Source organism: Methylocystis parvus OBBP (assembly GCF_027571405.1).
Lineage (GTDB): Bacteria > Pseudomonadota > Alphaproteobacteria > Rhizobiales > Beijerinckiaceae > Methylocystis > Methylocystis parva.
Map to the genome: position 1 here is coordinate 824896 of NZ_CP092968.1, position 21148 is coordinate 846043.

Below are 21148 nucleotides of genomic sequence, written 5' to 3' on the forward strand. Positions count from 1 at the left end.
GCTTTATTCCGGCCATGCTTTCCGCGTCCACAAAGCTCTGCGAAAGCTCTGCGAATGTCGCGCTACGTCACCCGGCGCAGGGTGAGGTTGACCCGCGCGCCTTGCCCCGCGAGCGGCTCGGGCAAGGGCGTGAGGATCGACGGCAGGATGCGGTCGACGCCGTGAAAGCACAGCCGCGCCGCGCCGCCGAACACGAAGGCGTCCCCCGAAGCGAGCGTGACGGCGGACGTCTTGTCCGAACGTTTGCGCCCGCCGAAGCGGAACCTGCAATCGGCGCCAAGAGAAACAGAAAGAATCGGCGCGTCGAAATCAACTTCGTCGCGATCTTGATGCAGGCCCATCTTCGCGTCATCCGAATAGACATTGACGAGGCAGGCCTCGGGCGGCTTCGGGTGTCGCGTGAGTTCGTCCCAAATATTGAGCAGCAATCGTGGAATGGGCGGCCATGGCGCGCCGGTCTCGGGGTGGCGCGGCTCATAGCGATAGCCGCGTTCCCTGTCGCTCATCCAGCCCAAGGCGCCGCAATTCGTCATGCGCACCGACATGGGCAGGCCGGATTTCGGCATGCGGGAGGTAAAGAGCGGCGCATGGGCGATGACGTCGGCGACATCTTGCGCCAGCCGCCGCTGCGCCGCCGCATTGAGAAAGGCGGGGTAGAGGACGGCGCCGGGGACGATTTCGGGCATGGGCTTTATGTAGTTGCGCCCGCGCCCAGCTTCAGTGCTCCAGCACGGTCTTCGACGCCACCGTCGAGTCGGCGTTGAGCTTGTAGACGATCGGCACGCCGGTCGCGAGCTCCAGCGTCGTGACGCTTTCCGGCGTGAGCTGCTCCAGCACCATGCAGAGGGCGCGCAGAGAATTGCCATGCGCGGCGACGAGCACGCGCTCGCCGCGCATCACCGGCGGGAGGATGCGCTGCACATAGAAGGGCACGACGCGCGCGACCGTATCCTTCAGGCTTTCGCCGCCGGGCGGGGGCACGTCATAGGAGCGGCGCCACAGGCGCACCTGCTCCTCCCCCCATTTCTCGCGCGCCTCGTCCTTGTTGAGGCCGGAAAGATCGCCATAGTGGCGCTCATTCAGCGCCCGGTCCTTCACGGTCGGCACATTGGACTGGCCGAGCTCTTCAAAAATCAGATCGAGCGTGTGCTGCGCGCGCAAGAGCGCCGAGGTGAATCCCACGCTGAAGAGGAGGTCGAGCTTCTTGAGCTCCTTTCCGGCGCGACGGGCCTCGTCGATCCCCTCCGGGGTAAGGTCGGGATTCTTCCAGCCTGTAAATAGATTTTTGGCGTTCCATTCGCTCTGGCCGTGCCGGACGAGGACGAGTGTGCGGTGCATGCTCATGAAGGTCTCGCAGAACTCAGGCGCCGGTGAGGCCCAGCACGTCGGCCATGGAATAAAGACCGGGCTCCTTGCCGCGGGTCCAGATCGCCGCGGCGATGGCGCCGCGGGCAAAAATTCCGCGATCCTCCGCGCGGTGCGAAAACTCGATGCGTTCTCCCATGCCGGCGAAGATCACCGTATGGTCGCCGACGACCGTGCCCCCGCGCAAAGCCGCGAAACCGATCTCGCCCGGCTTGCGGGGCCCGGTGAGCCCGTCCCTGCCGCGCGCGCTGTGCTCGGCGAGTTCGATCCCCCTGCCCCTGGCGACGGCCTCGCCCAAAAGCAGCGCGGTGCCCGAGGGCGCGTCGACCTTCATCTTGTGATGCATTTCGACGATCTCGGCGTCCCAGGCCGGTCCGAGCGCCTTGGCGGCTTTCTCGATGAGGACGGACAGGAGATTGACGCCGAGGCTCATGTTGCCGGACCGCACGATCGCCGTCGCGCGGGCGGCGTCGGCCAGCGCCGCGAGATCGTCCGGCGCAAGACCGGTAGTGCCGACGACATGCGGAACCCGCGCACGCGCGGCGGCGCGCGCCATGGCGACCGTCGCCGCGGGAGAGGAGAAATCGATGACCGCGTCGGCCTGGGCGAGGGCGGCCTCGACGTCGCTCGTCACCGGAACGCCGTTCGCGCCCTGCCCGAAGGCGGCGCCGCTATCGGCCCCGATGGCGGGCGCGCCTTCCCGCGCCAGCGCCGCCACCAGCCGCACGCCCAACGTGTCGGGGATGGTCTGCGTCAGCATACGGCCCATACGGCCCGCCGCCCCCACCACGACCAGACGCAAATCGCTCATCTCTACAAGCCTCGCCTGCGGTCATACCAAAGAGACGCGATTGGGCGACTCGGGCCTTCTGACGCGCTCCTCCCTATACAGACGGGAAGCCGTTAAGAGAAGCCTTCCGATTGTCGCGGCGAAACGCCCTACCCGAACGGGCAGTTATTTCTTGGGTCGGAACGCCTTCACCTTCGCCGGGTCCGTCTCGATAAAGGCCGCGCCGATAAGGTCCAGACAATAAGGGACGGCGGGCATGACCGCATTCAAGCAAAGCTCGATCGCCGCCGGCTTGCCCGGCAAATTGATCACGAGACATTTGCCCCGATGCGCGGCGAGCTGGCGCGAGAGGATCGCCGTCGGCGTCTGCGACAGCGACACATGCCGCATCAGCTCGCCAAAGCCCGGCAATTCGCGCGGACAGGCGGCGAGCGTCGCCTCGGGGGTCAGATCGCGCGGGCTCGGTCCCGTGCCGCCGGTCGTGACGACGAGATCGCATCCGACCGTATCGGCGAGATCGATCAGCGTATCGCGCACGCTCTCGAAGCCGTCGGGAATGATCCGCCGCTCGATGCGGAAAGGCGTGGTCAGCGCGGATGTCAGATAGGCCTCGATCGCCGGGCCGCTCTCGTCCTTGTAGACGCCCGCGCTGGCGCGGTCCGAGGCGGTGACGACGCCGATGACGGCTGGGCGGTTCGTGTCGGTCATGTCGATGTCTCCCACCGCCTTTTGGCGCCTCGGCGCGAATTTGTCAGCCAGCCCCGCGTCACGGCGGCTTCAAAACTCCGCAATAGCGGCGCGAATTTAGCCAAACCACATGGATGAATAGTATAAATAGTTTTCATATCCCCCTCGGCGTGATCCGATATTGTTCCGGACGTCGTGAGTAATTCAAAATGGAACATGCGACATTTTTCGCCATATTTGCTCTTTAATACGGCGCTCCTCATCCACACAACGTCGCATCGATTGTGAGAAGACGCATCAGACGCGTCTTCTTCTGTGACGTTCGAACGAGGAGTGCAATCCGGAATGAAGCGTGTCTCTGTTGTGTTAGTCGTGCTTGGCCTGAGCTCTGTCCCCGCCGCGGCGGAGGATTTTTTATCCAAACTGTTCGGCGTCTCTGGCGCGCAACAACAACAGCAAATGCATTTCGCCCGCGCAGGCGGACATCATCGCCAATTGGAAAGCGTTCCGACGGCCGAGGCGATGCCGGAGGGCGCCCGTTCCTTCGTCGCCAACGCGTCGTTTTACGGCGGCGGCCCGCGCCGCTACGAACCCAACGCCCATACGGCGAGCGGCGAGCGCTTCAACCAATGGGACCTGACCGCCGCGCATCGCACCTTGCCGATTGGCACGCGGCTGCTGGTGACCCATGCCGGCCGCTCCGTCGTGGTGCGCATCAACGATCGCGGCCCGGCGGCCTGGACCGGCCGAAGCCTCGACCTGTCGCGTGGCGCGGCGTCCCGCATCGGCCTGATCTCGCGCGGAACGGGAGCGGTTCAGGTTCAGGTCCTGAACGGAAGCTGATTAAACAGACGCGCCCGGCGCCAAGGCCCGGGCGCGTAAGCCTCCGGGCTCGACGCAGGCGCGGCGAATGGAGTGGCCTCATCTCCCGGCGGTGATTTGGACCCCTCTATTTTGTTTTTACTGGCGCTTTGCTTTGGAATGAATCGACGTAGTGTCCATTCCGCGATCTACGCAAATAGAAGGCGGAAGGAAATACCATGGTCCAGCACGGCCGCAGCTCTTTGCTCAAGGCGCTCGCTTTTATTACGGGCGGTCTCGGATTTTTTCTTGTCGTGATGCATCAGGCCTCGCAATTCTTCAGATAATGCACCGTTTTTTCCTCCCCAGGAACAGAACGCCCGGCCTTTTTGAGGCCGGGCGTCGTCTTCGAGAGGTTCGGAGCTTATAAGGCCAGGCTCAGACGAACATGCCGAAGATTCCGGAGAGGATGCCGAAGCAGATCGCCGTCGCGGCGATGATCGGGACGTCGCTCGTTCCCCAATAAGCGAGGATCGCGCCGAGCCCGACGCCGGCCACGCCACAGATCAAGACATTCGGCGTAAGCGCGAAATTCATCTCGCGCATGCCGGTATATTTATCCTTCGGCAGATTGGTTTCCTGACGTGCCACGGCCTTCCCTCCACCACGCCGGGCCGATCATCGCGCGCCCGGCTTGCCGCTATCCTGGATTCGAGATTTGCTCCGTTTCGCGGGAAGGGCCAGCCGCTTTGCCGCCAATCTGGCGGCGTTATTCGCCAAAGACGGGCGGGAGACGTAGGCGTAGGCGGGAAAATGGCGGGCCGCGGCGCGAATGACCGTCGAGGAATATCGCGTCTGGTCGGAAGGCCGTCCGGGCCGCTACGAACTGATCGGGGGCGAACCGGGCGGGCTCTCTCCAATCGGGCGAGGACTTCCTCATCCTGAGGAGCCGTCGCAGGCGGCGTCTCGAAGGACGAGGAAGTCCTCGAGACGTGTTTTCCTCTCCTTCGTCCTTCGATACGGCCTCTTTGAGGCCTCCTCAGGATGAAGGAGAGGAAAACGATCCTTCACCCGAGATCGCCTTGGCCTCTCCCCTACTCCGCCTGGACGTAAATCTCCGCGCCCTTCTCCAGAAACTCCTCCGCCTTTTCCGCCATTCCCTTCTCGCGCTCCGCGATCTCGGCGGCCTCTTTGCGCAGATCCTGCGTGATCTGCATCGAGCAGAATTTCGGGCCGCACATGGAGCAGAAATGCGCGACCTTGTGCGCTTCCTTCGGCATGGTCTCGTCGTGGAATTCGCGCGCGGTGTCCGGATCGAGGCCGATCTCGAACTGATCCGTCCAGCGGAAGTCGAAGCGCGCGCGGCTCATGGCGTCGTCGCGTTCGCGCGCGGCGGGATGGCCCTTGGCGAGGTCGGCGGCGTGGGCGGCGATGCGGTAGGTGATGACGCCTGTCTTGACGTCGTCGCGATCCGGCAGCCCGAGATGCTCCTTAGGAGTTACGTAACACAGCATCGCCGTGCCGAACCAGCCGATCATCGCGGCGCCGATGCCCGAAGTGATGTGGTCGTATCCCGGCGCGATGTCGGTGACGAGCGGACCCAGCGTATAGAACGGCGCCTCGCCGCAGGCCTTGAGCTGCTTGTCCATATTGGCCTTGATCTTGTGCATCGGCACATGGCCGGGGCCTTCGATCATCGCCTGACAGCCCTTGTCCCAGGCGATTTTCGTCAATTCGCCCAGCGTCTCCAGCTCGGCGAATTGGGCGGCGTCATTGGCGTCGGCGTTGGAGCCCGGACGCAGCCCGTCGCCGAGCGAGAAGGAGACGTCATATCTGCGCATGATGTCGCAAATCTCGTCGAACCGCTCGTATAGGAAACTCTCTCTGTGCTTCGAGAGACACCAGCGCGCCATGATCGAGCCGCCGCGCGAGACGATGCCGGTGACGCGGCTCGCGGTCAGCGGCACATAAGCGAGGCGCACGCCGGCATGGATAGTGAAGTAATCGACGCCCTGCTCCGCCTGCTCGATCAGCGTATCCTTGAACACTTCCCAATCGAGCTTCAGCGCGTCGCCGCCGACTTTTTCGAGCGCCTGATAGATCGGGACCGTACCGATCGGGACGCTCGAATTGCGGATGATCCAGCCGCGAATATTGTGGATATTGCGGCCCGTCGAAAGGTCCATGACGGTGTCGGCGCCCCAGCGCGCCGACCAGACCATCTTCTCGACTTCTTCCGCGACCGAGGAGGTCACGGCGCTATTGCCGATATTGGCGTTCACCTTCACCAGGAAGTTGCGGCCGATGATGACCGGCTCCAGCTCGGCGTGATTTACGTTCGCCGGAATGATGGCGCGGCCGCGTGCGACCTCGTCGCGCACAAATTCGGGCGTGACGAATTCGGGGATCGCCGCGCCGAAGCTCTCGCCGTCGGCGATGCGCTCTTTCGCGACGTCGAGCGCGCGCTCGCGGCAGAGGTTCTCGCGATGCGCGACATAGATCATCTCTTCGGTGACGATCCCGGCGCGGGCGAATTCGAGCTGGGTGACGGGACCCGAGCCGGCGGCGCGATAGAGCTTGCGCGAGGCCGGGCATGGCGGCGCGAGGCGATCGCCTTCGGCGAAGCCGTTATCCTCGGGCTTTACGGCTCGGCCTTCATAGGTTTCGAGGCCCGCGCGCGCCGCGAGCCACGGCCGAGCTGAGGGAAGGCCCGCGGAGAGATCAGGCGTAAAGCTTTCGCAGCTATAGGGGCCGGACTGGTCATATACCCGCAGCGGCGCTTCGCCGGATGACGGATCGAGCGCGATTTCCCGATAGGGCACGCGAATGTCCGGGCGTCCGGCGGGCGAGGAATAGACCTTGCGCGACTTGCCGATGGGGCCGGTGGTGACGCTGAGCGGCGTGCGTTTGTCGTGGACGTTCATGGTCGCGCTTCCCTCTGGATCGCGCTCCTTCAAGGGGAGCGGATGTAGCTTGCGTCAGCCAGATTTGCGGCGTCGACCCCCACCCCGACCCTTCCCCTTGCAGGGGGAGGGAGCAGAGGCGCCGCCGCGATCCCCTCCCCCTGCAAGGGGGAGGGTCGGGGTGGGGGTCGCTCCGAAAAGAACGAACGCCACCCCGCCTAACGCAATTCGTTTGGGTCACGCCAATGCAGGGCGGAAAGGGGAGTACGGGCGCAAGCGCCCTGCCCTGGCATTCCCTCCGCCGGCATGACCCGGATCAGGTTCGACGGGTGCTTCTCAGCCGCGACGCGCGGCGCCCCTCGCCATTGAGCGGAAAACTAGTCGCTCTCGCCTTTCCCGGCAAGCGGCTGGAAATTCGCCCGTCGCGCCGGCGGATGCGGGGAGCCGCCGGAGCGTCACATTTGTTTTTTCAATCTGTGCTTTGGACCTGTCTCAGAGCGTCCCGCTCGCTTGCCAAGTCTTCTCAACTAGAGTGCCCGCCATGAAAAAGCTTTTGCTCGCCCTGGTTCTTTTCCCCTCTTTCGCCTTCGCCGCCGACGACGCGGTCGAATGCTCCAAGAAGCACGACGGCTCCGTCAAGTGCGACGTCAAGAAAGACAAAGTGGTTGTCGACGCCATCGTCGTGAATGGCGGCGACTGCCCTGTCTCGGAAAAGGACAAGGTCCTGCACCACCCCTACAATAAGGGCGACAAGTTCACCGTCCCCGGCCAGTCCAAGGATTTCCCGCCCGGCTTCGACGATTGCAGCTATATTCGCGAAGTCACCGTCAAGACGCATGACGGCAAGAAGAAGACCTTCGACGCGATGTAATTCGGCTCGAAGACAGCCTGTCTTCCCCGCAGGGCGCTTGGCGACAAGCGCCCTCTTTCATTTTCGGACCGCGGGTCGAGGCTGCCCGAGCGGCGCAACTCACGCTAGACTGACCGCCATCCCTCCTGGCTGTGCCTCCGACATGACGCAATTTCCTTTCCAAGGCCTCTCTTCCGACGAAGCCGCGCGCCGCCTCGCCGAATACGGCCCCAACGCTCCGCCGCCGGCGAAGACGCCGAGCGTTTTCGACATTGCGTTGCGGACGCTGAAGGAGCCGATGTTCTTTCTGCTCGCCGCTGCGGCGACGCTCTATCTCTTCGTCGGCGATCTGGGCGAGGGCCTGTTCATGGTCGCGGGCGCCGCCGCTTCCATTACGCTCGTCGTCATCCAGGAGTTTCGCAGCGAACGCGCGCTGCAGGCCTTGCAGGCGCTCGCGGAGCCGACGGCGCATGTCATTCGCGACGGCGCGGAGCTGCGTCTCCCGGCGCGCGACCTCGTCCCCGGCGACGCCATTCTTGTCGGCGAGGGCCAGCGCATTCCGGCCGACGCGACGTTGCGCGCGGGCGATGCGCTTGTCGTCGACGAGTCGATCCTGACGGGCGAGTCCGCTCCTGTCACGAAGACTCTCGCGGGCGACGGCGTCGACCTCGCTTTCCCTCAGCCCGGCGGCGACTTCACGCCCTTTCTCTACGCCGGCTGCATGATCGTGCGCGGATCCGGCGTCGCATGCGTGGCGCGAACGGGCTCGCGCACCGCCGTCGGCGGTCTCGGCGCGTCGCTCGCCGCCATAAAAGGCGAAGCGAGCCCGCTGCAGAAGCGCACCGGCGACCTCGTCGCCCGTCTCGGCGCCTTCGCCCTGCTCTTTTGCGCGCTTGTCACCGTCGCCTACGGCCTTGTCCATGGCGACTGGTTCGAAGGCGCCATCGCCGGCATTACGCTCGCCATCGGCCTGCTGCCCGAAGAATTTCCGATGGTGCTGGCGATCTTTCTCGCACTCGGCGCCTATCGGCTCGCGCGACGCAAGGTGCTTGTGCGCCGCTCATCCGTGACGGAGACGCTCGGCTCGACATCGCTTCTTTGCGTCGACAAGACCGGAACGCTCACCCAGAACCGCATGGCCGTGGTGCGCCTCTATACGGGCGGCGCCGTCGAACCCATACCGGAAGCGCCCAACGCCGAAGAGCACAGGCTGATACAGGCGGCGCTGCGCGCCTCGGCGGCGAATCCCGTGGATCCGATGGACAGGGCCGTCCATGCGCTCGCGGTAAACCTCGAAATCCCCGCCGGCGGCGAAACGATAGAGAGCTTTCCGATCAAGCCGGAACTCCTCGCCTTCATCCAGTCCTGGCGGGTCGAGGGCGGCGGTCTGAAGGCCGCCAAGGGCGCGCCGGAAGCGATCTTCCGCCTCGCCCGGGTCGACGACGGGACGCATGCGCATTACGCGTCGACCGTCGAGGAAATGGCGCGCGAGGGATTGCGCGTGCTCGCCGTCGCCGAGACGGAGCCGACGCGGGAGGAAGGCGTCGACGCGCCCTATCGCCTTTTGGGGCTTCTCGCTTTCGAGGACCCGATCCGCGACGACGTTCCCGCCGCCGTGGCGGCGGCGCGCCGGGCGGGCGTCGACGTCGCGATGATCACAGGCGACTATCCGGCGACCGCGCTCGCCATTGCGCGCGCGGCGGGAATTGACGTGACGCGCGGCGCGACGACCGGCGCGGAGATTGCCGACATGCCGCCCGAAGAAGCGGCGGCGAGGCTCAAAGACAGCCGCGTCTTCGCGCGCGTCATGCCGACGAACAAACTCGCGCTCGTCGAGGCTTTCAAGGCCGACGGCCATATCGTCGCCATGACCGGCGACGGGGTGAATGACGGCCCGGCCCTCGCGGCCGCCCATATCGGCATCGCCATGGGGCAGCGCGGCTCCGACGTCGCGCGCGAGGCCGCCCATATCGTGCTGCTCGACGACCGCTTCGCCTCCATCGTCTCGGGCATTGAACTTGGCCGGCGCATTTCGTCCAATTTGCGCAAGGCGCTCACTTTCATCACAGCCATCCATATCCCGATCGCCGGTCTCGCCTTGACGCCGATCCTCATGGGCCTGCCGCCAATGCTTCTGCCGGCCCATGTCGTTCTGATGGAGTTGATCATCGACCCGACCTGCTCCCTCGCCTTCGAGGCCGAACCCGGCGAAAAGGACGCCATGCTCAAGCCGCCGCGCCCCCAAAGCGAGCCGCTGTTTGGGACGCGCGATCTGTGGCTCGGCGTGGCGCAAGGCTTTGCGGTCTTTCTTGCGGTTCTCAGCGTCTATGTGCTGGCGATGAGCGTCAGCGTTCCGGAAGCCCAGGCGCGCGGGCTTTCCTTCGCGACGCTGATCGTCGGCAATTTGTCGCTCGCCCTTTCCGACGCGCTGCCGAAAGGCGTCTCGCCTTTCGCGCGGGAGAACGCGTTCTTCTGGGCGATCGCCGCCGCGGCGCTCTTCGTGGTCGGAGCCGGACTCTATTTCCCGCCGCTCGCCGGAGTGCTCCGTTTCGCGCCGCCGGCGACGGAGGATCTGGTCCTCGCCGCGCTGCTCGCGATCGGCGCCGGCGGATGGTACGGCATGTGGAAGAGGCTGCTCAGCATTTGATGCAAATGCTTTCCATCCGGTCGACTCTATAAACGATGGTAAACAGCCGCCGGAACCGATGTAAGTCTTTTTCCAAATTCCGGTTGCGGGCCGCGCCCTTCTCCAGCGACATTCGCGGCGGCGCGCTCGTCCGGCGCGCTATGCCGATGGCCGAATTGCGGCCAAGGAGGAAAAATGTCCATTTCAACATCTGCGGATACAATAGCTGAACTTACCACCCGACTTCCTTCCGCGATCTCCCTCCAGGACATCGCGGTGCGCCTCGCGAACGGCGTCTGCGCGGCCTACGCCGCCTATAATAACGGCTCCAACCTGACGCCCAGTCTGAACGGATATAAGAACCTCAATCTGATTTACGCCTTTGAAGCCGACCCCAACGGAAACCCCTTCGGGGCGGCGGAAGCGAAGGCGAGCGCGGTCTCCGGTACGAAACAGCGGACTCTGTCGCGCGTCGAAAGCGAGCCGGCGGCGTATGCGCGCGGACCGAACGGCGCGGCGCCCGCCTGCGTCGGACCAACGCCCATCGGCACGCCTCGTCCTGGAAGCCAGTTATTCGGATTTACCGCGACGGCGAACGACAATTCGCACAATATATTGGTTCTGCGAGGCACCGTGACGCTCGAAGAAGCGGGATACGATCTGCTTGGATGGGGAGACAATACGCCCTGCTATTTGCCCAGTCAGACCGGAACCCAAATCTTCGGCATGGTCAATTCGTATCTCTACGCCTTCTACGTCAATGACGACGGCGGACTCGTCACCTCGCTGGCGGCGTCCTGTCTGAACGCCATCCAGAATACATCCGCGCAGGCGCCCAATGCGCCGTGGTATATGGGCGCGCATAGTCTGGGCGGCGCGATGCTTTCGCTCGCCGCGCTCGACGCTGTCGTGAGCGGCGTCCTGAACGAACCGCCTTTGGTCGTCACCTTCGGCAGCCTGCATGTCGGCGACGCGGCGTTCGCTCAAGCCTATAAAGCGAAAATTCCCGCCAGCCTGCGGGTCGCCAATCTGTGCGACTTCGTGCCGAGCATGGTTTCGCTCGAACCGGTTACGCTCGCCGATCCTTATGTTCATGTCGGGGTCGAAGCGACCTTCGTATGGCAGACCTGGGACGATTGGGGCAACCACTCGCACGCCAACATCTATATGCCCATGGTGCAGAACTACTGGAGCGTCATTCACTTCGGACCGCGCGCCTATCCGCAATAGCGACGCCCGACAATTTGCGTCCCTCCCCGCAAGGGAGGGCGTTCGCGTCTCGAAGCTGATTGCGATGCGCCGCTAAAGCTATAGGTTTGCATTTGGGCCTCGCCCGCTGGTATGGGCTTTGCCTCGCCGCAAGGAGCGGCGCAACACAGGCGGCAATGTGACGAACGAGACGGCGCAAAATCGCAAATCCCTCTCCATCATCGTATCCAAAGGCACGCTGGACTGGGCCTATCCGCCCTTCATCCTGGCGACGACCGCCGCCGCGATGGATATGGACGCGACTCTCTTTTTCACCTTCTACGGCCTCGGCCTGTTGAAGAAGGATCTCGATCTCGAAATCTCGCCGCTCGGCAATCCGGCCATGAAGATGCCGATGGCCGGCATGCATATCGGCATGCCCAATCTTGTCGCCGCCCTGCCCGGCGTCACCGCCGGCGCCACGGCGATGATGAAGAACATGATCGGGAAGAAGGGCGTCGCGAGCATTGCGGAGCTGCGCGACATCGCGCTCGAGAGCGGCGTGAAGCTCGTCGCCTGCCAGATGACCATGGACCTCTTCGAGTTCAGGAAAGAGGACATGATCGACGGCGTTTCGTTCGGGGGCGCCGCGACCTATCTCTCCGAGGCCGTGAAGGCCGACGTCAATCTCTTCATTTGAGTAACGACATGAACGACAAGATCGTCGATGCGCGCGGCCTCAACTGTCCGATGCCCATCCTGCGCACGAAGAAGGCGCTGAAGGAAATCGCGATCGGCGACACGCTCGAAGTGCTCGCCAGCGATCCCGGCTCGCTGTCAGACTTTGAAGCTTTCGCGCGGCAGACGGGGGATGAACTCGTCAGCGCCGAACGATTGGACTCTCACTTTCGCTACGTGCTTCGGCGAAAGAATTAAGCGATCGTTTATTTTTGCTGCGGCTGCTCAGGTTAAACTGTTGCAAGAACGTAACATTGCTTGGCTTTTTGAATTGTGGAGGCCAAGCGGCGCTGCCTGCGATACCGCGACTCTGCTACGCTCCGTTTCAGTTGTTCGGCGTGTATCAGTTGCGTTTCAAGCACAAGCCAGGCCGTCACCATGAACAAATCTCAAACGCGACGTCTCGCGCTCGCCGTCACCGCGCTGCTCGCCTCCGACTTGTCGTCCGCCTTCGCCGCCGACGGTTATTTCATGATCGGATATGGCCCGCGTCAGAAGGCGCTCGGCGGGGCCGGCGTCGCCGATCAGCGCGACGCCATGGCGATCTCCGCCAATCCTGCCGGCATTGTCGGACTCGAACGTCAGTTCCAGCAGGGCATGACGGTCGTCAATGGCGAGCGCGGCTATTACACGAGCGGGACGCCGCGCGTCGTCGCTCCCGGATATGTCGAGAGCGGCCGGCCCTGGTTCCCGATCCCCAATGCGGGCTACATTCAGCCGATCGACGAAAACTCCGCATGGAGCGTCGCCGGCTACGCCAATGGCGGCATCAACACATCCTATGACTGGGGTCATTGGCATGCCCCGAGTGGCGGTCCCCTCGGCGGCGGCTTCGCCGGCGTCGATTTGCAGCAGGCTTTCTTCAGCGTCTCCTACGCGCGCCGCTTCGGCACGTCGATCGGCCCCATCACGGTCGGCGTCGCGCCGACCGTCGGCGTGCAGATGTTCAATCTGCAGGGAGTCAAGGGGTTCGCGCCCTATTCGTCGAATCCGTGGGAGCTGTCCGACATGGCCTATGACTGGTCATGGGGCGGCGGACTGCGCGCCGGCCTTGTCTGGGGCATGACCGACAAACTGCGCTTCGGCTTCTCGGGTTCGACGCCGATCTGGATGTCGCGCCTCGACAAATATTCGGGGATCATCGCCGATCACGGACGCTTTGACATCCCGGCCAGCATGCAAGCGGGTTTCGCCTATGACCTGCTTCCGAGTCTGACGCTGATGGTCGACTGGCGCCATATTTTCTATTCCATGCAGCCAGCGCTCGGAAACCCGTCCAATCCCATCACCGTGGGCTCAATGGGTCTTACAAGCGGGCCCGGCTTCGATTGGACGGACGTCGACTCCGGCGCGGTCGGCGCGGAATGGCGCTATTCGCCGTCGCTGACGCTGCGTTCCGGCTATCACTACAGCACGAACCCCATTCGCGCGCGCTCGGTGACGGTGAACATTCTGGCGCCGATCATGATGCGCCATCATGCGTCCGTCGGCGCCAATTACGCTTTCACGAAGAATTCGTCGCTCGACTTCGCCTTCGTCTACGCGTTCAAGAATTCGATGACGGGTCAGGAATGGATTCCGCAGCGCGCCGGCCTGCCCTACGGCGCTCTCAATCCCGCCGCGACGATCACGCCGTGGGTGCAGGCGTGGGAGCTGACTTTCGGTTATAATTACAAATGGGACGCGGGCGACAATTCGATCATCCCCACCCGTTTCTGATCGGGTGAAGGATAATCTCGGACGACCGGCGCCCGATACCTCCCTTTATGGGGAGGTACTGCTCGCGAGCGGCGTTCCCCCGATTGCCCTTGGTCCCTTCACCCCACGACAATCGTCGGCGCGGCGCGCTGCTTCGTGGTTTCCAGAAGCGTCTTCACTTTGGCTGCGAGGTTGAGATAGACCGCCGCCTGCGGGCTGTCCGGTTCGGCCCCGACGACCGGTTTCCCCGAGTCCGAGGTTTCGCGGATCTTCATGTCGAGCGGCGCTTCTCCGAGGAAGGGCACCCCCATCTGCTCCGCATCATGGCGCGCGCCGCCATGGGAAAAGATTTCCGAACGCCCGCCGCAATGCGGGCAGAGGAAGTAGCTCATATTCTCGATGATGCCGAGGATCGGCGCCTCGACCTTCTGGAACATGGCGACCGCGCGGCGCGCGTCGATCAGCGCGAGGTCCTGCGGCGTCGAGACGATCACCGCGCCTGCGATCGGCGTCTGCTGCGCCATGGTGAGCTGCACGTCGCCCGTGCCGGGCGGCATGTCGACGACGAGGGCGTCGAGATCGCCCCAGAGCACGTCGCCGAGCATTTGGGTGAGCGCCTGCGCCACCATCGGCCCGCGCCAGACCATCGGCACATTTTCGTCGACGAGAAAGCCCATCGACATGATTTTCACGCCATAGGCTTCGAGCGGCGTGAGCTTGCCGTTCTCAACCTTCGGTTTGTCATGGAGGCCGAAGAGCCGCGGCGCCGACGGACCGTAAATATCGGCGTCGAGAAGCCCGACTTTCCAGCCCTGCGCGGCGAGACCGAGGGCGAGATTCGCCGAGGTCGTCGATTTGCCGACGCCGCCTTTACCCGAGGCGACCACGATAATGTAGCGGATATGCTCCAGCGCCGGGGCCAAGCCCTTGCGCTGCTGCGGCGGGGGCGGCGCAGCGTGCGAATGGCCATGATGATGATGGTCGTGCGCCTTCGCCGCGCCCGGGGCGCGCTCGGCCGTCAGCGTCACGACCGCCGCCTCGATGCCCGGCAGGGCCTTGATCGCCTTCTCCGCATTCGCGCGCGCCATTTCCCAGCCGTCCGGCTTTGCGGGGTCGCCGGCGAGCGAGACATAGGCCTTGGCGCCGGCGAGATTGATCCCGCTCACCGCCCGGGCGATGGAAATGCCGCCCGGGGCGTATAGGTTTTCGAGGGCTTTCAGAATGTCCGCTTCCGTCGCCACGGGCCGCTCCTTGCCTGTTTAGAGTCATTCTAGACAAGGATATGCCGCTAAATGCGACGCGCGTCCATGGCGAGATTCAATTTCCTGAACAACAGCGGCCTTCCGCCTGCACGGGTGGGCAAGGAACGTTGCCATAGGAGCAGAAGACGCAGCAGTCGCCTTGTTTGGGCGTCAATCGAGCGCCGCAGGAGCGACAGTCATAGACGACGAGGCAGGCGTCGGTCGGCATAATCGACACTTCAGCGTGGCCGCACTCCGGACAAGTCAGCGTGGAGTCGCGCTTCATGCGAACAGCGCCATCGGCTGTTCGATCAGGCCCTTGAACGCCGCAAGAAGCTCCGCGCCGAGCGCGCCGTCGACAGCGCGATGATCGCAGGAAAGCGTTACGGTCATCATGGTCGCGACGGCGGGCTTATCATCCTTCACGACCATGCGCTGCTCCCCCTTCCCCACGGCGAGGATGGTCGATTGCGGCGGATTGATCACGGCCGAGAAATTCCTGATCCCATACATGCCGAGATTGGAGACCGCCGAGACGCCGCCCTCATATTCATGAGGCTTGAGCTTGCGCGCGCGCGCGCGACCGGCAAGCTCCTTGATCTCGTCGGAGATTTCGCGAACCGTCTTCGCCTGCGCATTGCGGATGATCGGCGTGATGAGTCCGCCCGGTATCGAGACCGCGACGCCGACGTCCGAGGCCTTGTGCTTCAGCATGGCTTCCGGCGTGAAGGTGACGTTGGCCTCCGGTACGCGCTGCAAAGCGAGCGCCAGCGCCTTGACGATGTAGTCGTTGACCGAGGTCTTCCACTCGGGCGCGCCATCCGCGCGCTTGGGCGCGGCGGCGTTGAAGTCCTCGCGCAATTTCAGCAGCGCGTCGATCTCGCAATCGACGTCGAGATAGAAATGCGGAACGGTCTGGATCGACTCGGTGAGGCGCCGGGCGATCGCCTTGCGCATCGAATCGTGCGGGACTTCCTCGTAGGAGTCGATCTCGTAGAATTTGCGCGTCGTCGCGGTCGACGGCGTCTCGGCGAGCGCCGCTGACGGCCGCGCCGGCGTCGGCGCGGATTTCCCGGCGGCGCCGCTCGCCAGCGCGCTTTTCACGTCGCGCTCGATGACGCGGCCATGCGGGCCGGACCCGTTGAGCGACGCCAAATCGAGCCCCGCCTCTTTTGCGAGACGGCGCGCGAGCGGCGAAGCGAAGATGCGCGGGGCGCCCGTATCCGAGGTGACCAACGCCATGGCTCAGCCCCTGTAAAGCACGGCCTTCGCCGCCGCGACCACTTCCGCCACGCTCGGCAAAGCGAGCTTCTCCAAATTCGCCGCGTAAGGCATCGGCACGTCCTTGCCGGTCACGCGCGCGACCGGCGCGTCGAGATAATCGAAGGCCTCCTGCTGGAGCCGCGCCGCGATTTCGGCGCCGATCCCGCATTGCGACCAGCCCTCCTCTATCGCCACGCAGCGGCCGGTCTTCTTCACGGATTCGACGATCGTTTCGATATCCATCGGCCGCAACGTGCGCAGATCGATCACCTCGGCCTCGATCCCCTCCTTCGCCAGTTCATCAGCCGCGCCGAGGGCGTAAGTCATGCCGATGGAGAAGGAGACGAGCGTCACGTCCGCGCCCGGCCGGGCGATGCGCGCCTTGCCGATCGGCAGGACGAAGTCCTCGAGCGCGGGAACGTCCGAGGTCTTGCCGTAGAGAATTTCGTTCTCGAGGAAGATCACCGGATTGTCATTGCGGATCGCCGCCTTCAGCAGCCCCTTCGCGTCGCTGGCGTTGGAGGGCGAAATGACGATCAGCCCCGGCACATGCGCATACCAGGCGGAATAATCCTGGCTGTGCTGCGCCGCGACGCGCGCGGCTGCGCCGTTGGGTCCGCGGAAGACGATCGGGCTGTGGATCTGGCCGCCGGACATATAGAGCGTCTTGGCCGCCGAATTCACGATGTGGTCGATGGCCTGCATCGAGAAATTGAAAGTCATGAATTCGACGATCGGCCGCAGGCCCGCGAAAGCCGCGCCGACGCCGACGCCGGCGAAGCCATATTCGGTGATCGGCGTGTCGCGCACGCGCATGGGGCCGAATTCCTGCAGCAGGCCCTGCGTAACCTTGTAGGCGCCCTGATATTCGCCGACCTCCTCGCCGATGATGAAGACGTTCGGATCGCGCCGCATCTCTTCCGCCATGGCGTCGCGCAGGGCTTCGCGCATGGTCATCGGAATCATGACCGTGCCGGCGGGGACTTCCGGCGCGGCGCTTACGGCGGGCGGCGCCGCGACGCTCACGGGCTTCGGCGCGGGGGCCGCCGCCTCGGCGGCGGCGTCGGTGCGCGCTTTATTGGCTTCGCCCGGCTCGTCCTGCGGCGCCGTCGGCGGCGCGGGGGGCTTCGCGACGGGCGGCGCCTCGATGGCGGAGGCGTCCTCGCCCTCGCCCGCGATCACGGCGATAGGCGTATTGACCGCGACATTCTCCGTGCCGCCGGGGACCAGAATGCGCGCCAGCACGCCTTCGTCCACGGCCTCCACCTCCATCGTCGCCTTGTCGGTCTCGATCTCGGCGATGACGTCGCCGGCCTTGATTTCGTCGCCTTCGCTCTTGAGCCATTTGGCGAGCTTGCCCTGCTCCATGGTGGGCGAGAGCGCGGGCATGAGGACGTTGATGGTCATTTAATTTCCGCCCTTCACGCCAGCACGTCGGTATAAAGCTCCGACGAATCCGGCTCCTTGTCCATCATCGCAAAATCGGCGGCCTCCGCGACAATCTTGCGAACGCCCGCGTCGATCTTCTTCAGCTCGTCCTCGGCCACGCCCGCCGCGAGCAGGCGCAGGCGCACCTGTTCGATCGGATCGTGCTCCTCGCGCATCTTCTGCACTTCTTCCTTGGAGCGATATTTCGCCGGGTCCGACATTGAGTGCCCGCGATAGCGGTAAGTCTGGATTTCGAGGAGGTAAGGCCCCTTCCCCGAGCGGCACCATTCCAGCGCCTCCGCCGCCGACGCGCGCACCGCGCGCACGTCCATGCCGTCGACCTGATGGCCGGGAATGCCGAAGGCCGCGCCGCGCATCGCGAAGTCCATCTGCGCGGCGGCGCGGGTCACAGAGGTGCCCATGGCGTAGCGGTTGTTCTCGACGATGAAGAGCGCCGGCAGCTTCCACAGCGCCGCCATGTTGAAGGCCTCGTAGACCTGCCCCTGATTGGCCGCGCCTTCGCCGAAGAAGGTGATGGAGACCTTGCCGTCGCCGCGATAGGCGTTGGCGAAGGCGATGCCGGCTCCGATCGGGACGGGCGCGCCGACGATGCCGTGCCCGCCGTAAAAGGCTTTCTCATGCGAGAACATGTGCATGGAGCCGCCCTTGCCCTTGGAGTAGCCCCCACGCTTGCCGGCGAGCTCGGCCATGACGCCCTTGGCGTCCATGCCGCTGGCCAGCATGTGGCCATGGTCCCGATAGCTCGTCGTGAACTGATCGCCTTCCCGCGCCGCCATTTTGACGCCGACGACCACGGCCTCCTGACCGATATAGAGGTGGCAGAAACCGGCGATCACGCCCATGCCGTAAAGCTGGCCCGCCTTCTCCTCGAAACGGCGGATCAGCAGCATCTCGCGCAGCGCGTGAAGCTCTTCCTCGCGGGTGAAATCTGGAACGGCATGAGCCGTGTTCGCGCCGTCGCCTGCGTTCGCCATCGGCTGTTCCCGGCCTCCTGCCCGTTATCTGGAGAACGAGCGGGACGATACCAGAGTCGGGGGTTAAAGACGAGTGACCGCCTGTTTGTCACCGCGCGTCGAGCTGCGTCTGCAGTTCTTCCGCGAAAGCCATGATCCGCTTGGCGTTCGCGCCGAAATCGTGCCGGCCGTAACGCGAGGCGGAGCGCAGATCGATGCGCGTCTGTCCCGGCAAAGGCTTGAGTCGCACCGTCACATCCTCGTCGAAGCCCATAATCAGAGTCTTGTCGAGAAAATCGGCGTGCCCCTCTCCCGTGCGGCCGCCTGGCGGACGCTTGTCCACCACCCGCCATCCGACCGCCTTCGCCGTCTTCAGCACCAGGGCGAAAGCTTCGTCCGCATCGAGATCGACGACGATCGGCTCCACGTCCGGATAGGCCGGGCGCTGCGCCTCGCGCGATTTTAGCGGCAGGCCTCTCGGCTGAAAGCCTTTGCGGGCCTCATAGGCCGCGCTGGAAAGCGAGAAATATGGCGGGTTGGAGATATCCGTCGAGATGTCCGACAACACCGGAAGCCGTACGGATTCGAAAGCGAGATAAGTCGGATAAGCGAGCGTCAGAAGCGCGATGACGCCCGCGGCGACCGTCGCGCCCACGCCGCGCCGCCCGGACCGCCAGATGGCGACGCTCGCCGCGCCGACGAGAAGCAGCGCGACCAATGCGAGCGCGACCGCCGCGCCGAGGCAGGCGAGCGCCGAAACCGGCGCGATCACATTGAGCCGCACGAAGAGAACGGTAAGGATCGCGACGGTCGCTCCAAAGAGCGCGACGTTGCGGCTCCAGAGAGCGGCCTGAGACCAGGGCTCCGGCGGCAAGGTGCGGCGCATAAAGCTCGACAGTCCCCGTTCCTGCGCCGCCAACATGGCGGCGGGGAGCATTCTTCGCCAAAGCGCGCCCGGAATGCAACGGCGCAAAGAATTCGCAAAAATGCCGCGAAGGCCGCGCCTGTTAGCTGGACGTTAAGCGAATGCGGCGAAGTTCGAGCATCGGGTTCACCCAGCGTTATCCAAGCGTAAACAGCGTAGAGGCCGGCCATGTCGGACAAATATTCGATCGAGTTCCCCGTGTCCCAGTTCGGCGGTCACCCGCACGATCTCCTCGCGCGCCTTTATCGCGAAATCGGCATCTCCGCCGTCGCCGCCGCGCTGGAAGTCTCCCGTTTGCCCGAGAGCGAAGAGAAGGAAGCCTTCCAGCCTTCATGGCTGCCGCTGGGCGAGGACCTCGCGGCCTGATACAAGACGTCCCGCCGGGCGACCCCGGACAGTCGCCGCCAGAGATGTCTGAATGATCAGCCGCCGCGCGCTGTTGCGCATGCCGGGCGGGCTCGCGCTCGCGGGGCTCGGCCTTGCGTCCTACTCCGTCGTCGTCGAACCCAATTTCCTTCTCGACGTCACGCGCTATCGCGTGACGCCGCAGGACTGGCCGGGCGGCTTGCGCCTGAAGATCGCGATCATCACCGACCTTCACGCCTGCGAACCGTGGATGCCGGTTTCGCGCATCCGAAAAATCGCGCGACTGACGAACGCCCTTCAGCCCGATCTTGTCGCGCTGCTGGGCGATTTCGCCGCCGGGACGCATCTCGTCTCCGGCGCCGTTCCGCCCGAGCAGTGGGCGGAAGCGCTCTCCGAACTCCGCGCGCCGCTCGGCGTCCACGCGGTGCTCGGCAATCATGACTGGTGGCACGGCCCGCTCGTCAGCGACCCGGGCGATCACGCCGAAGCGGCGCGGCGCGCGTTGAAGCAGATGGGCGCGCGCGTCTATGAAAACGACGCGCTGCGTCTGACCAAGGACGGCCAGCCTTTCTGGATCCTCGGTCTCGGCGACCAGATGGCGACATATGAGGGCGAGGCCGTCGGCTGGCGCGGCCATGACGACCTCCCCGGAACGGTTAAGCGCGTCTCGGACGACGCGCCCGCCATTCTGCTCGCCCATGAGCCGCAGGTGTTCCATCGCGCGCCAAAGCGGATCGCGCTTACGCTGTGCGGACATACGCATGGCGGGCAAGTCAATCTGCCCCTGCTCGGCCCCGTGGTCGCCGAACTGCGCTACGGGGCCTCCCATGTCTACGGCCATCATGTCGACGACGGCCGACACCTCGTCATTTCCGGCGGTCTCGGCGAGTCGATCGCGCCCGTGCGCTTCATGCGCCCGCCGGAGATTGTGGAAGTGACGGTCGAAGCTGGTGAGACGATCTCACCAGCTGACCGAAATGCGCCTATATGAGTGTTTGCAACAGGGAGGCCCGCAAATGAGACGGTTCCTGACGGTTCTGACGACGACCCTGGCTCTCGCGCTGCTTTCCCCCGCCTTCGCTAAGGGCAAAGGGGGCCATGTTCCCGCTCCCGCAAGCGCCGAGGCGGGCGATGACGGGTATTTTGATGGATTTGTCACCGGCCTCAGCGGACAAAAAGTCCCGGTCATGCAATATCCCGGCTCCACAACCGTCATCACCCGCAAGATGATGGACGACTTCCAGACGAGAAGCGTTTGCGACGCCCTTCTTATGGCGCCGGGGGTCACGGCCTCCTGCCGATAGG

At 64.5% G+C, this 21148-nt stretch carries 22 protein-coding genes and 1 riboswitch; of the genes, 10 read left to right on the plus strand and 12 right to left on the minus strand.

All coding sequences use genetic code 11. The features are described 5' to 3' along the window. Positions 1-62: 62 nt before the first annotated feature. The 4 genes from MMG94_RS04095 to mog form a co-directional block, all read right to left on the minus strand. Positions 63-686 (minus strand): alpha-ketoglutarate-dependent dioxygenase AlkB family protein, encoded by a 624-nt coding sequence (locus MMG94_RS04095; protein WP_016921118.1) that lies wholly within the window; start codon positions 684-686, stop codon positions 63-65. 31 nt (positions 687-717) lie between these two features. Beyond that, a complete protein-coding gene (locus tag MMG94_RS04100) occupies positions 718-1344 on the minus strand; it encodes a 2,3-bisphosphoglycerate-dependent phosphoglycerate mutase (RefSeq protein WP_016921119.1) in 627 nt (208 codons plus the stop codon). 16 nt (positions 1345-1360) lie between these two features. Then, complete coding sequence (dapB, locus tag MMG94_RS04105; protein WP_016921120.1) at positions 1361-2176, minus strand: 4-hydroxy-tetrahydrodipicolinate reductase; 816 nt, start codon at positions 2174-2176, stop codon at positions 1361-1363. Between the two features lie 144 nt (positions 2177-2320). Next, the gene (mog, locus tag MMG94_RS04110; RefSeq protein WP_026016429.1) at positions 2321-2863 is read right to left on the minus strand and encodes a molybdopterin adenylyltransferase; all 543 of its coding nucleotides are present in this window, start codon (positions 2861-2863) and stop codon (positions 2321-2323) included. A gap of 312 nt (positions 2864-3175) precedes the next feature. Here mog and MMG94_RS04115 point away from each other — a divergent pair, with 312 nt between their 5' ends. Next, on the plus strand, positions 3176-3685 hold the full coding sequence (locus MMG94_RS04115) for a septal ring lytic transglycosylase RlpA family protein (protein WP_244962187.1): 510 nt from the start codon (positions 3176-3178) through the stop codon (positions 3683-3685). A gap of 396 nt (positions 3686-4081) precedes the next feature. Here the strand turns inward: MMG94_RS04115 and MMG94_RS04120 are convergent, their stop codons facing one another. Together MMG94_RS04120 and thiC are read right to left on the minus strand one after the other, a co-directional pair. Next, positions 4082-4294, minus strand: a complete 213-nt coding sequence (locus MMG94_RS04120; RefSeq protein ID WP_016921124.1) for a hypothetical protein — start codon at positions 4292-4294, stop codon at positions 4082-4084. Between the two features lie 443 nt (positions 4295-4737). Further along, the gene (gene thiC, locus MMG94_RS04125) at positions 4738-6567 is read right to left on the minus strand and encodes a phosphomethylpyrimidine synthase ThiC (protein ID WP_016921125.1); all 1830 of its coding nucleotides are present in this window, start codon (positions 6565-6567) and stop codon (positions 4738-4740) included. A gap of 254 nt (positions 6568-6821) precedes the next feature. Further along, positions 6822-6916, minus strand: a riboswitch (TPP riboswitch). Between the two features lie 171 nt (positions 6917-7087). On the opposite strand from thiC, the gene MMG94_RS04130 reads away from it, so the two are divergent. The 6 genes from MMG94_RS04130 (at position 7088) to MMG94_RS04155 (ending at position 13667) form a co-directional block, all read left to right on the plus strand. Beyond that, on the plus strand, positions 7088-7417 hold the full coding sequence (locus MMG94_RS04130) for a hypothetical protein (protein ID WP_016921126.1): 330 nt from the start codon (positions 7088-7090) through the stop codon (positions 7415-7417). Between the two features lie 142 nt (positions 7418-7559). Further along, positions 7560-10043, plus strand: a complete 2484-nt coding sequence (locus tag MMG94_RS04135) for a cation-translocating P-type ATPase (protein WP_016921127.1) — start codon at positions 7560-7562, stop codon at positions 10041-10043. A gap of 174 nt (positions 10044-10217) precedes the next feature. After that, positions 10218-11252, plus strand: a complete 1035-nt coding sequence (locus tag MMG94_RS04140) for a lipase family protein (protein ID WP_081495702.1) — start codon at positions 10218-10220, stop codon at positions 11250-11252. Positions 11253-11409: 157 nt separating this feature from the next. Further along, complete coding sequence (gene dsrE2, locus MMG94_RS04145; RefSeq protein WP_026016431.1) at positions 11410-11910, plus strand: sulfur carrier protein DsrE2; 501 nt, start codon at positions 11410-11412, stop codon at positions 11908-11910. Between the two features lie 8 nt (positions 11911-11918). Further along, the gene (locus tag MMG94_RS04150; protein ID WP_016921131.1) at positions 11919-12146 is read left to right on the plus strand and encodes a sulfurtransferase TusA family protein; all 228 of its coding nucleotides are present in this window, start codon (positions 11919-11921) and stop codon (positions 12144-12146) included. Between the two features lie 180 nt (positions 12147-12326). Then, the gene (locus MMG94_RS04155) at positions 12327-13667 is read left to right on the plus strand and encodes an OmpP1/FadL family transporter (protein ID WP_016921132.1); all 1341 of its coding nucleotides are present in this window, start codon (positions 12327-12329) and stop codon (positions 13665-13667) included. A 98-nt stretch (positions 13668-13765) separates the two neighbouring features. On the opposite strand, the gene MMG94_RS04160 is transcribed toward MMG94_RS04155, so the two are convergent. From MMG94_RS04160 to MMG94_RS04185, 6 genes are all read right to left on the minus strand, one after another. Then, positions 13766-14887: an Mrp/NBP35 family ATP-binding protein gene (locus MMG94_RS04160; RefSeq protein ID WP_016921133.1), complete on the minus strand. Its 1122-nt coding sequence runs from the start codon at positions 14885-14887 to the stop codon at positions 13766-13768. 76 nt (positions 14888-14963) lie between these two features. After that, a complete protein-coding gene (locus MMG94_RS04165) occupies positions 14964-15173 on the minus strand; it encodes a GDCCVxC domain-containing (seleno)protein (protein WP_081495703.1) in 210 nt (69 codons plus the stop codon). Then, complete coding sequence (locus MMG94_RS04170) at positions 15170-16129, minus strand: 2-oxo acid dehydrogenase subunit E2 (RefSeq protein ID WP_016921134.1); 960 nt, start codon at positions 16127-16129, stop codon at positions 15170-15172. The genes MMG94_RS04165 and MMG94_RS04170 overlap by 4 nt, the downstream gene beginning before the upstream one ends. A 3-nt stretch (positions 16130-16132) precedes the next feature. Next, the gene (locus MMG94_RS04175) at positions 16133-17557 is read right to left on the minus strand and encodes a pyruvate dehydrogenase complex E1 component subunit beta (RefSeq protein ID WP_016921135.1); all 1425 of its coding nucleotides are present in this window, start codon (positions 17555-17557) and stop codon (positions 16133-16135) included. A 14-nt stretch (positions 17558-17571) separates the two neighbouring features. Next, a complete protein-coding gene (pdhA, locus tag MMG94_RS04180; RefSeq protein ID WP_016921136.1) occupies positions 17572-18573 on the minus strand; it encodes a pyruvate dehydrogenase (acetyl-transferring) E1 component subunit alpha in 1002 nt (333 codons plus the stop codon). 88 nt (positions 18574-18661) lie between these two features. Then, positions 18662-19489 carry a DUF1499 domain-containing protein gene (locus tag MMG94_RS04185; protein WP_016921137.1) on the minus strand — a complete coding sequence of 276 codons (828 nt, stop codon included), beginning with the start codon at positions 19487-19489 and terminating at the stop codon, positions 18662-18664. 156 nt (positions 19490-19645) lie between these two features. Here MMG94_RS04185 and MMG94_RS04190 point away from each other — a divergent pair, with 156 nt between their 5' ends. The 3 genes from MMG94_RS04190 to MMG94_RS04200 are packed head-to-tail and all read left to right on the plus strand — an operon-like array spanning position 19646 to position 21147. Then, positions 19646-19843, plus strand: a complete 198-nt coding sequence (locus MMG94_RS04190) for a hypothetical protein (RefSeq protein ID WP_016921138.1) — start codon at positions 19646-19648, stop codon at positions 19841-19843. A 52-nt stretch (positions 19844-19895) separates the two neighbouring features. Further along, positions 19896-20834 (plus strand): metallophosphoesterase, encoded by a 939-nt coding sequence (locus MMG94_RS04195; RefSeq protein ID WP_016921139.1) that lies wholly within the window; start codon positions 19896-19898, stop codon positions 20832-20834. 25 nt (positions 20835-20859) lie between these two features. Next, a complete protein-coding gene (locus MMG94_RS04200) occupies positions 20860-21147 on the plus strand; it encodes a Plug domain-containing protein (RefSeq protein ID WP_016921140.1) in 288 nt (95 codons plus the stop codon). Position 21148: the final 1 nt, after the last annotated feature.

Coding starts and splice junctions, on each gene's coding strand:
- MMG94_RS04095 (WP_016921118.1), bottom strand. CDS start 686: ATGCCCGAAATCGTCCCCGGCGCCGTCCTCTACCCCGCCTTTCTCAAT.
- MMG94_RS04100 (WP_016921119.1), bottom strand. CDS start 1,344: ATGAGCATGCACCGCACACTCGTCCTCGTCCGGCACGGCCAGAGCGAA.
- dapB (WP_016921120.1), bottom strand. CDS start 2,176: ATGAGCGATTTGCGTCTGGTCGTGGTGGGGGCGGCGGGCCGTATGGGC.
- mog (WP_026016429.1), bottom strand. CDS start 2,863: ATGACCGACACGAACCGCCCAGCCGTCATCGGCGTCGTCACCGCCTCG.
- thiC (WP_016921125.1), bottom strand. CDS start 6,567: ATGAACGTCCACGACAAACGCACGCCGCTCAGCGTCACCACCGGCCCC.
- MMG94_RS04130 (WP_016921126.1), top strand. CDS start 7,088: ATGAAAAAGCTTTTGCTCGCCCTGGTTCTTTTCCCCTCTTTCGCCTTC.
- MMG94_RS04135 (WP_016921127.1), top strand. CDS start 7,560: ATGACGCAATTTCCTTTCCAAGGCCTCTCTTCCGACGAAGCCGCGCGC.
- MMG94_RS04140 (WP_081495702.1), top strand. CDS start 10,218: ATGTCCATTTCAACATCTGCGGATACAATAGCTGAACTTACCACCCGA.
- MMG94_RS04150 (WP_016921131.1), top strand. CDS start 11,919: ATGAACGACAAGATCGTCGATGCGCGCGGCCTCAACTGTCCGATGCCC.
- MMG94_RS04155 (WP_016921132.1), top strand. CDS start 12,327: ATGAACAAATCTCAAACGCGACGTCTCGCGCTCGCCGTCACCGCGCTG.
- MMG94_RS04165 (WP_081495703.1), bottom strand. CDS start 15,173: ATGAAGCGCGACTCCACGCTGACTTGTCCGGAGTGCGGCCACGCTGAA.
- MMG94_RS04170 (WP_016921134.1), bottom strand. CDS start 16,129: ATGGCGTTGGTCACCTCGGATACGGGCGCCCCGCGCATCTTCGCTTCG.
- MMG94_RS04175 (WP_016921135.1), bottom strand. CDS start 17,557: ATGACCATCAACGTCCTCATGCCCGCGCTCTCGCCCACCATGGAGCAG.
- pdhA (WP_016921136.1), bottom strand. CDS start 18,573: ATGGCGAACGCAGGCGACGGCGCGAACACGGCTCATGCCGTTCCAGAT.
- MMG94_RS04185 (WP_016921137.1), bottom strand. CDS start 19,489: ATGCTCCCCGCCGCCATGTTGGCGGCGCAGGAACGGGGACTGTCGAGC.
- MMG94_RS04190 (WP_016921138.1), top strand. CDS start 19,646: ATGTCGGACAAATATTCGATCGAGTTCCCCGTGTCCCAGTTCGGCGGT.
- MMG94_RS04195 (WP_016921139.1), top strand. CDS start 19,896: ATGATCAGCCGCCGCGCGCTGTTGCGCATGCCGGGCGGGCTCGCGCTC.
- MMG94_RS04200 (WP_016921140.1), top strand. CDS start 20,860: ATGAGACGGTTCCTGACGGTTCTGACGACGACCCTGGCTCTCGCGCTG.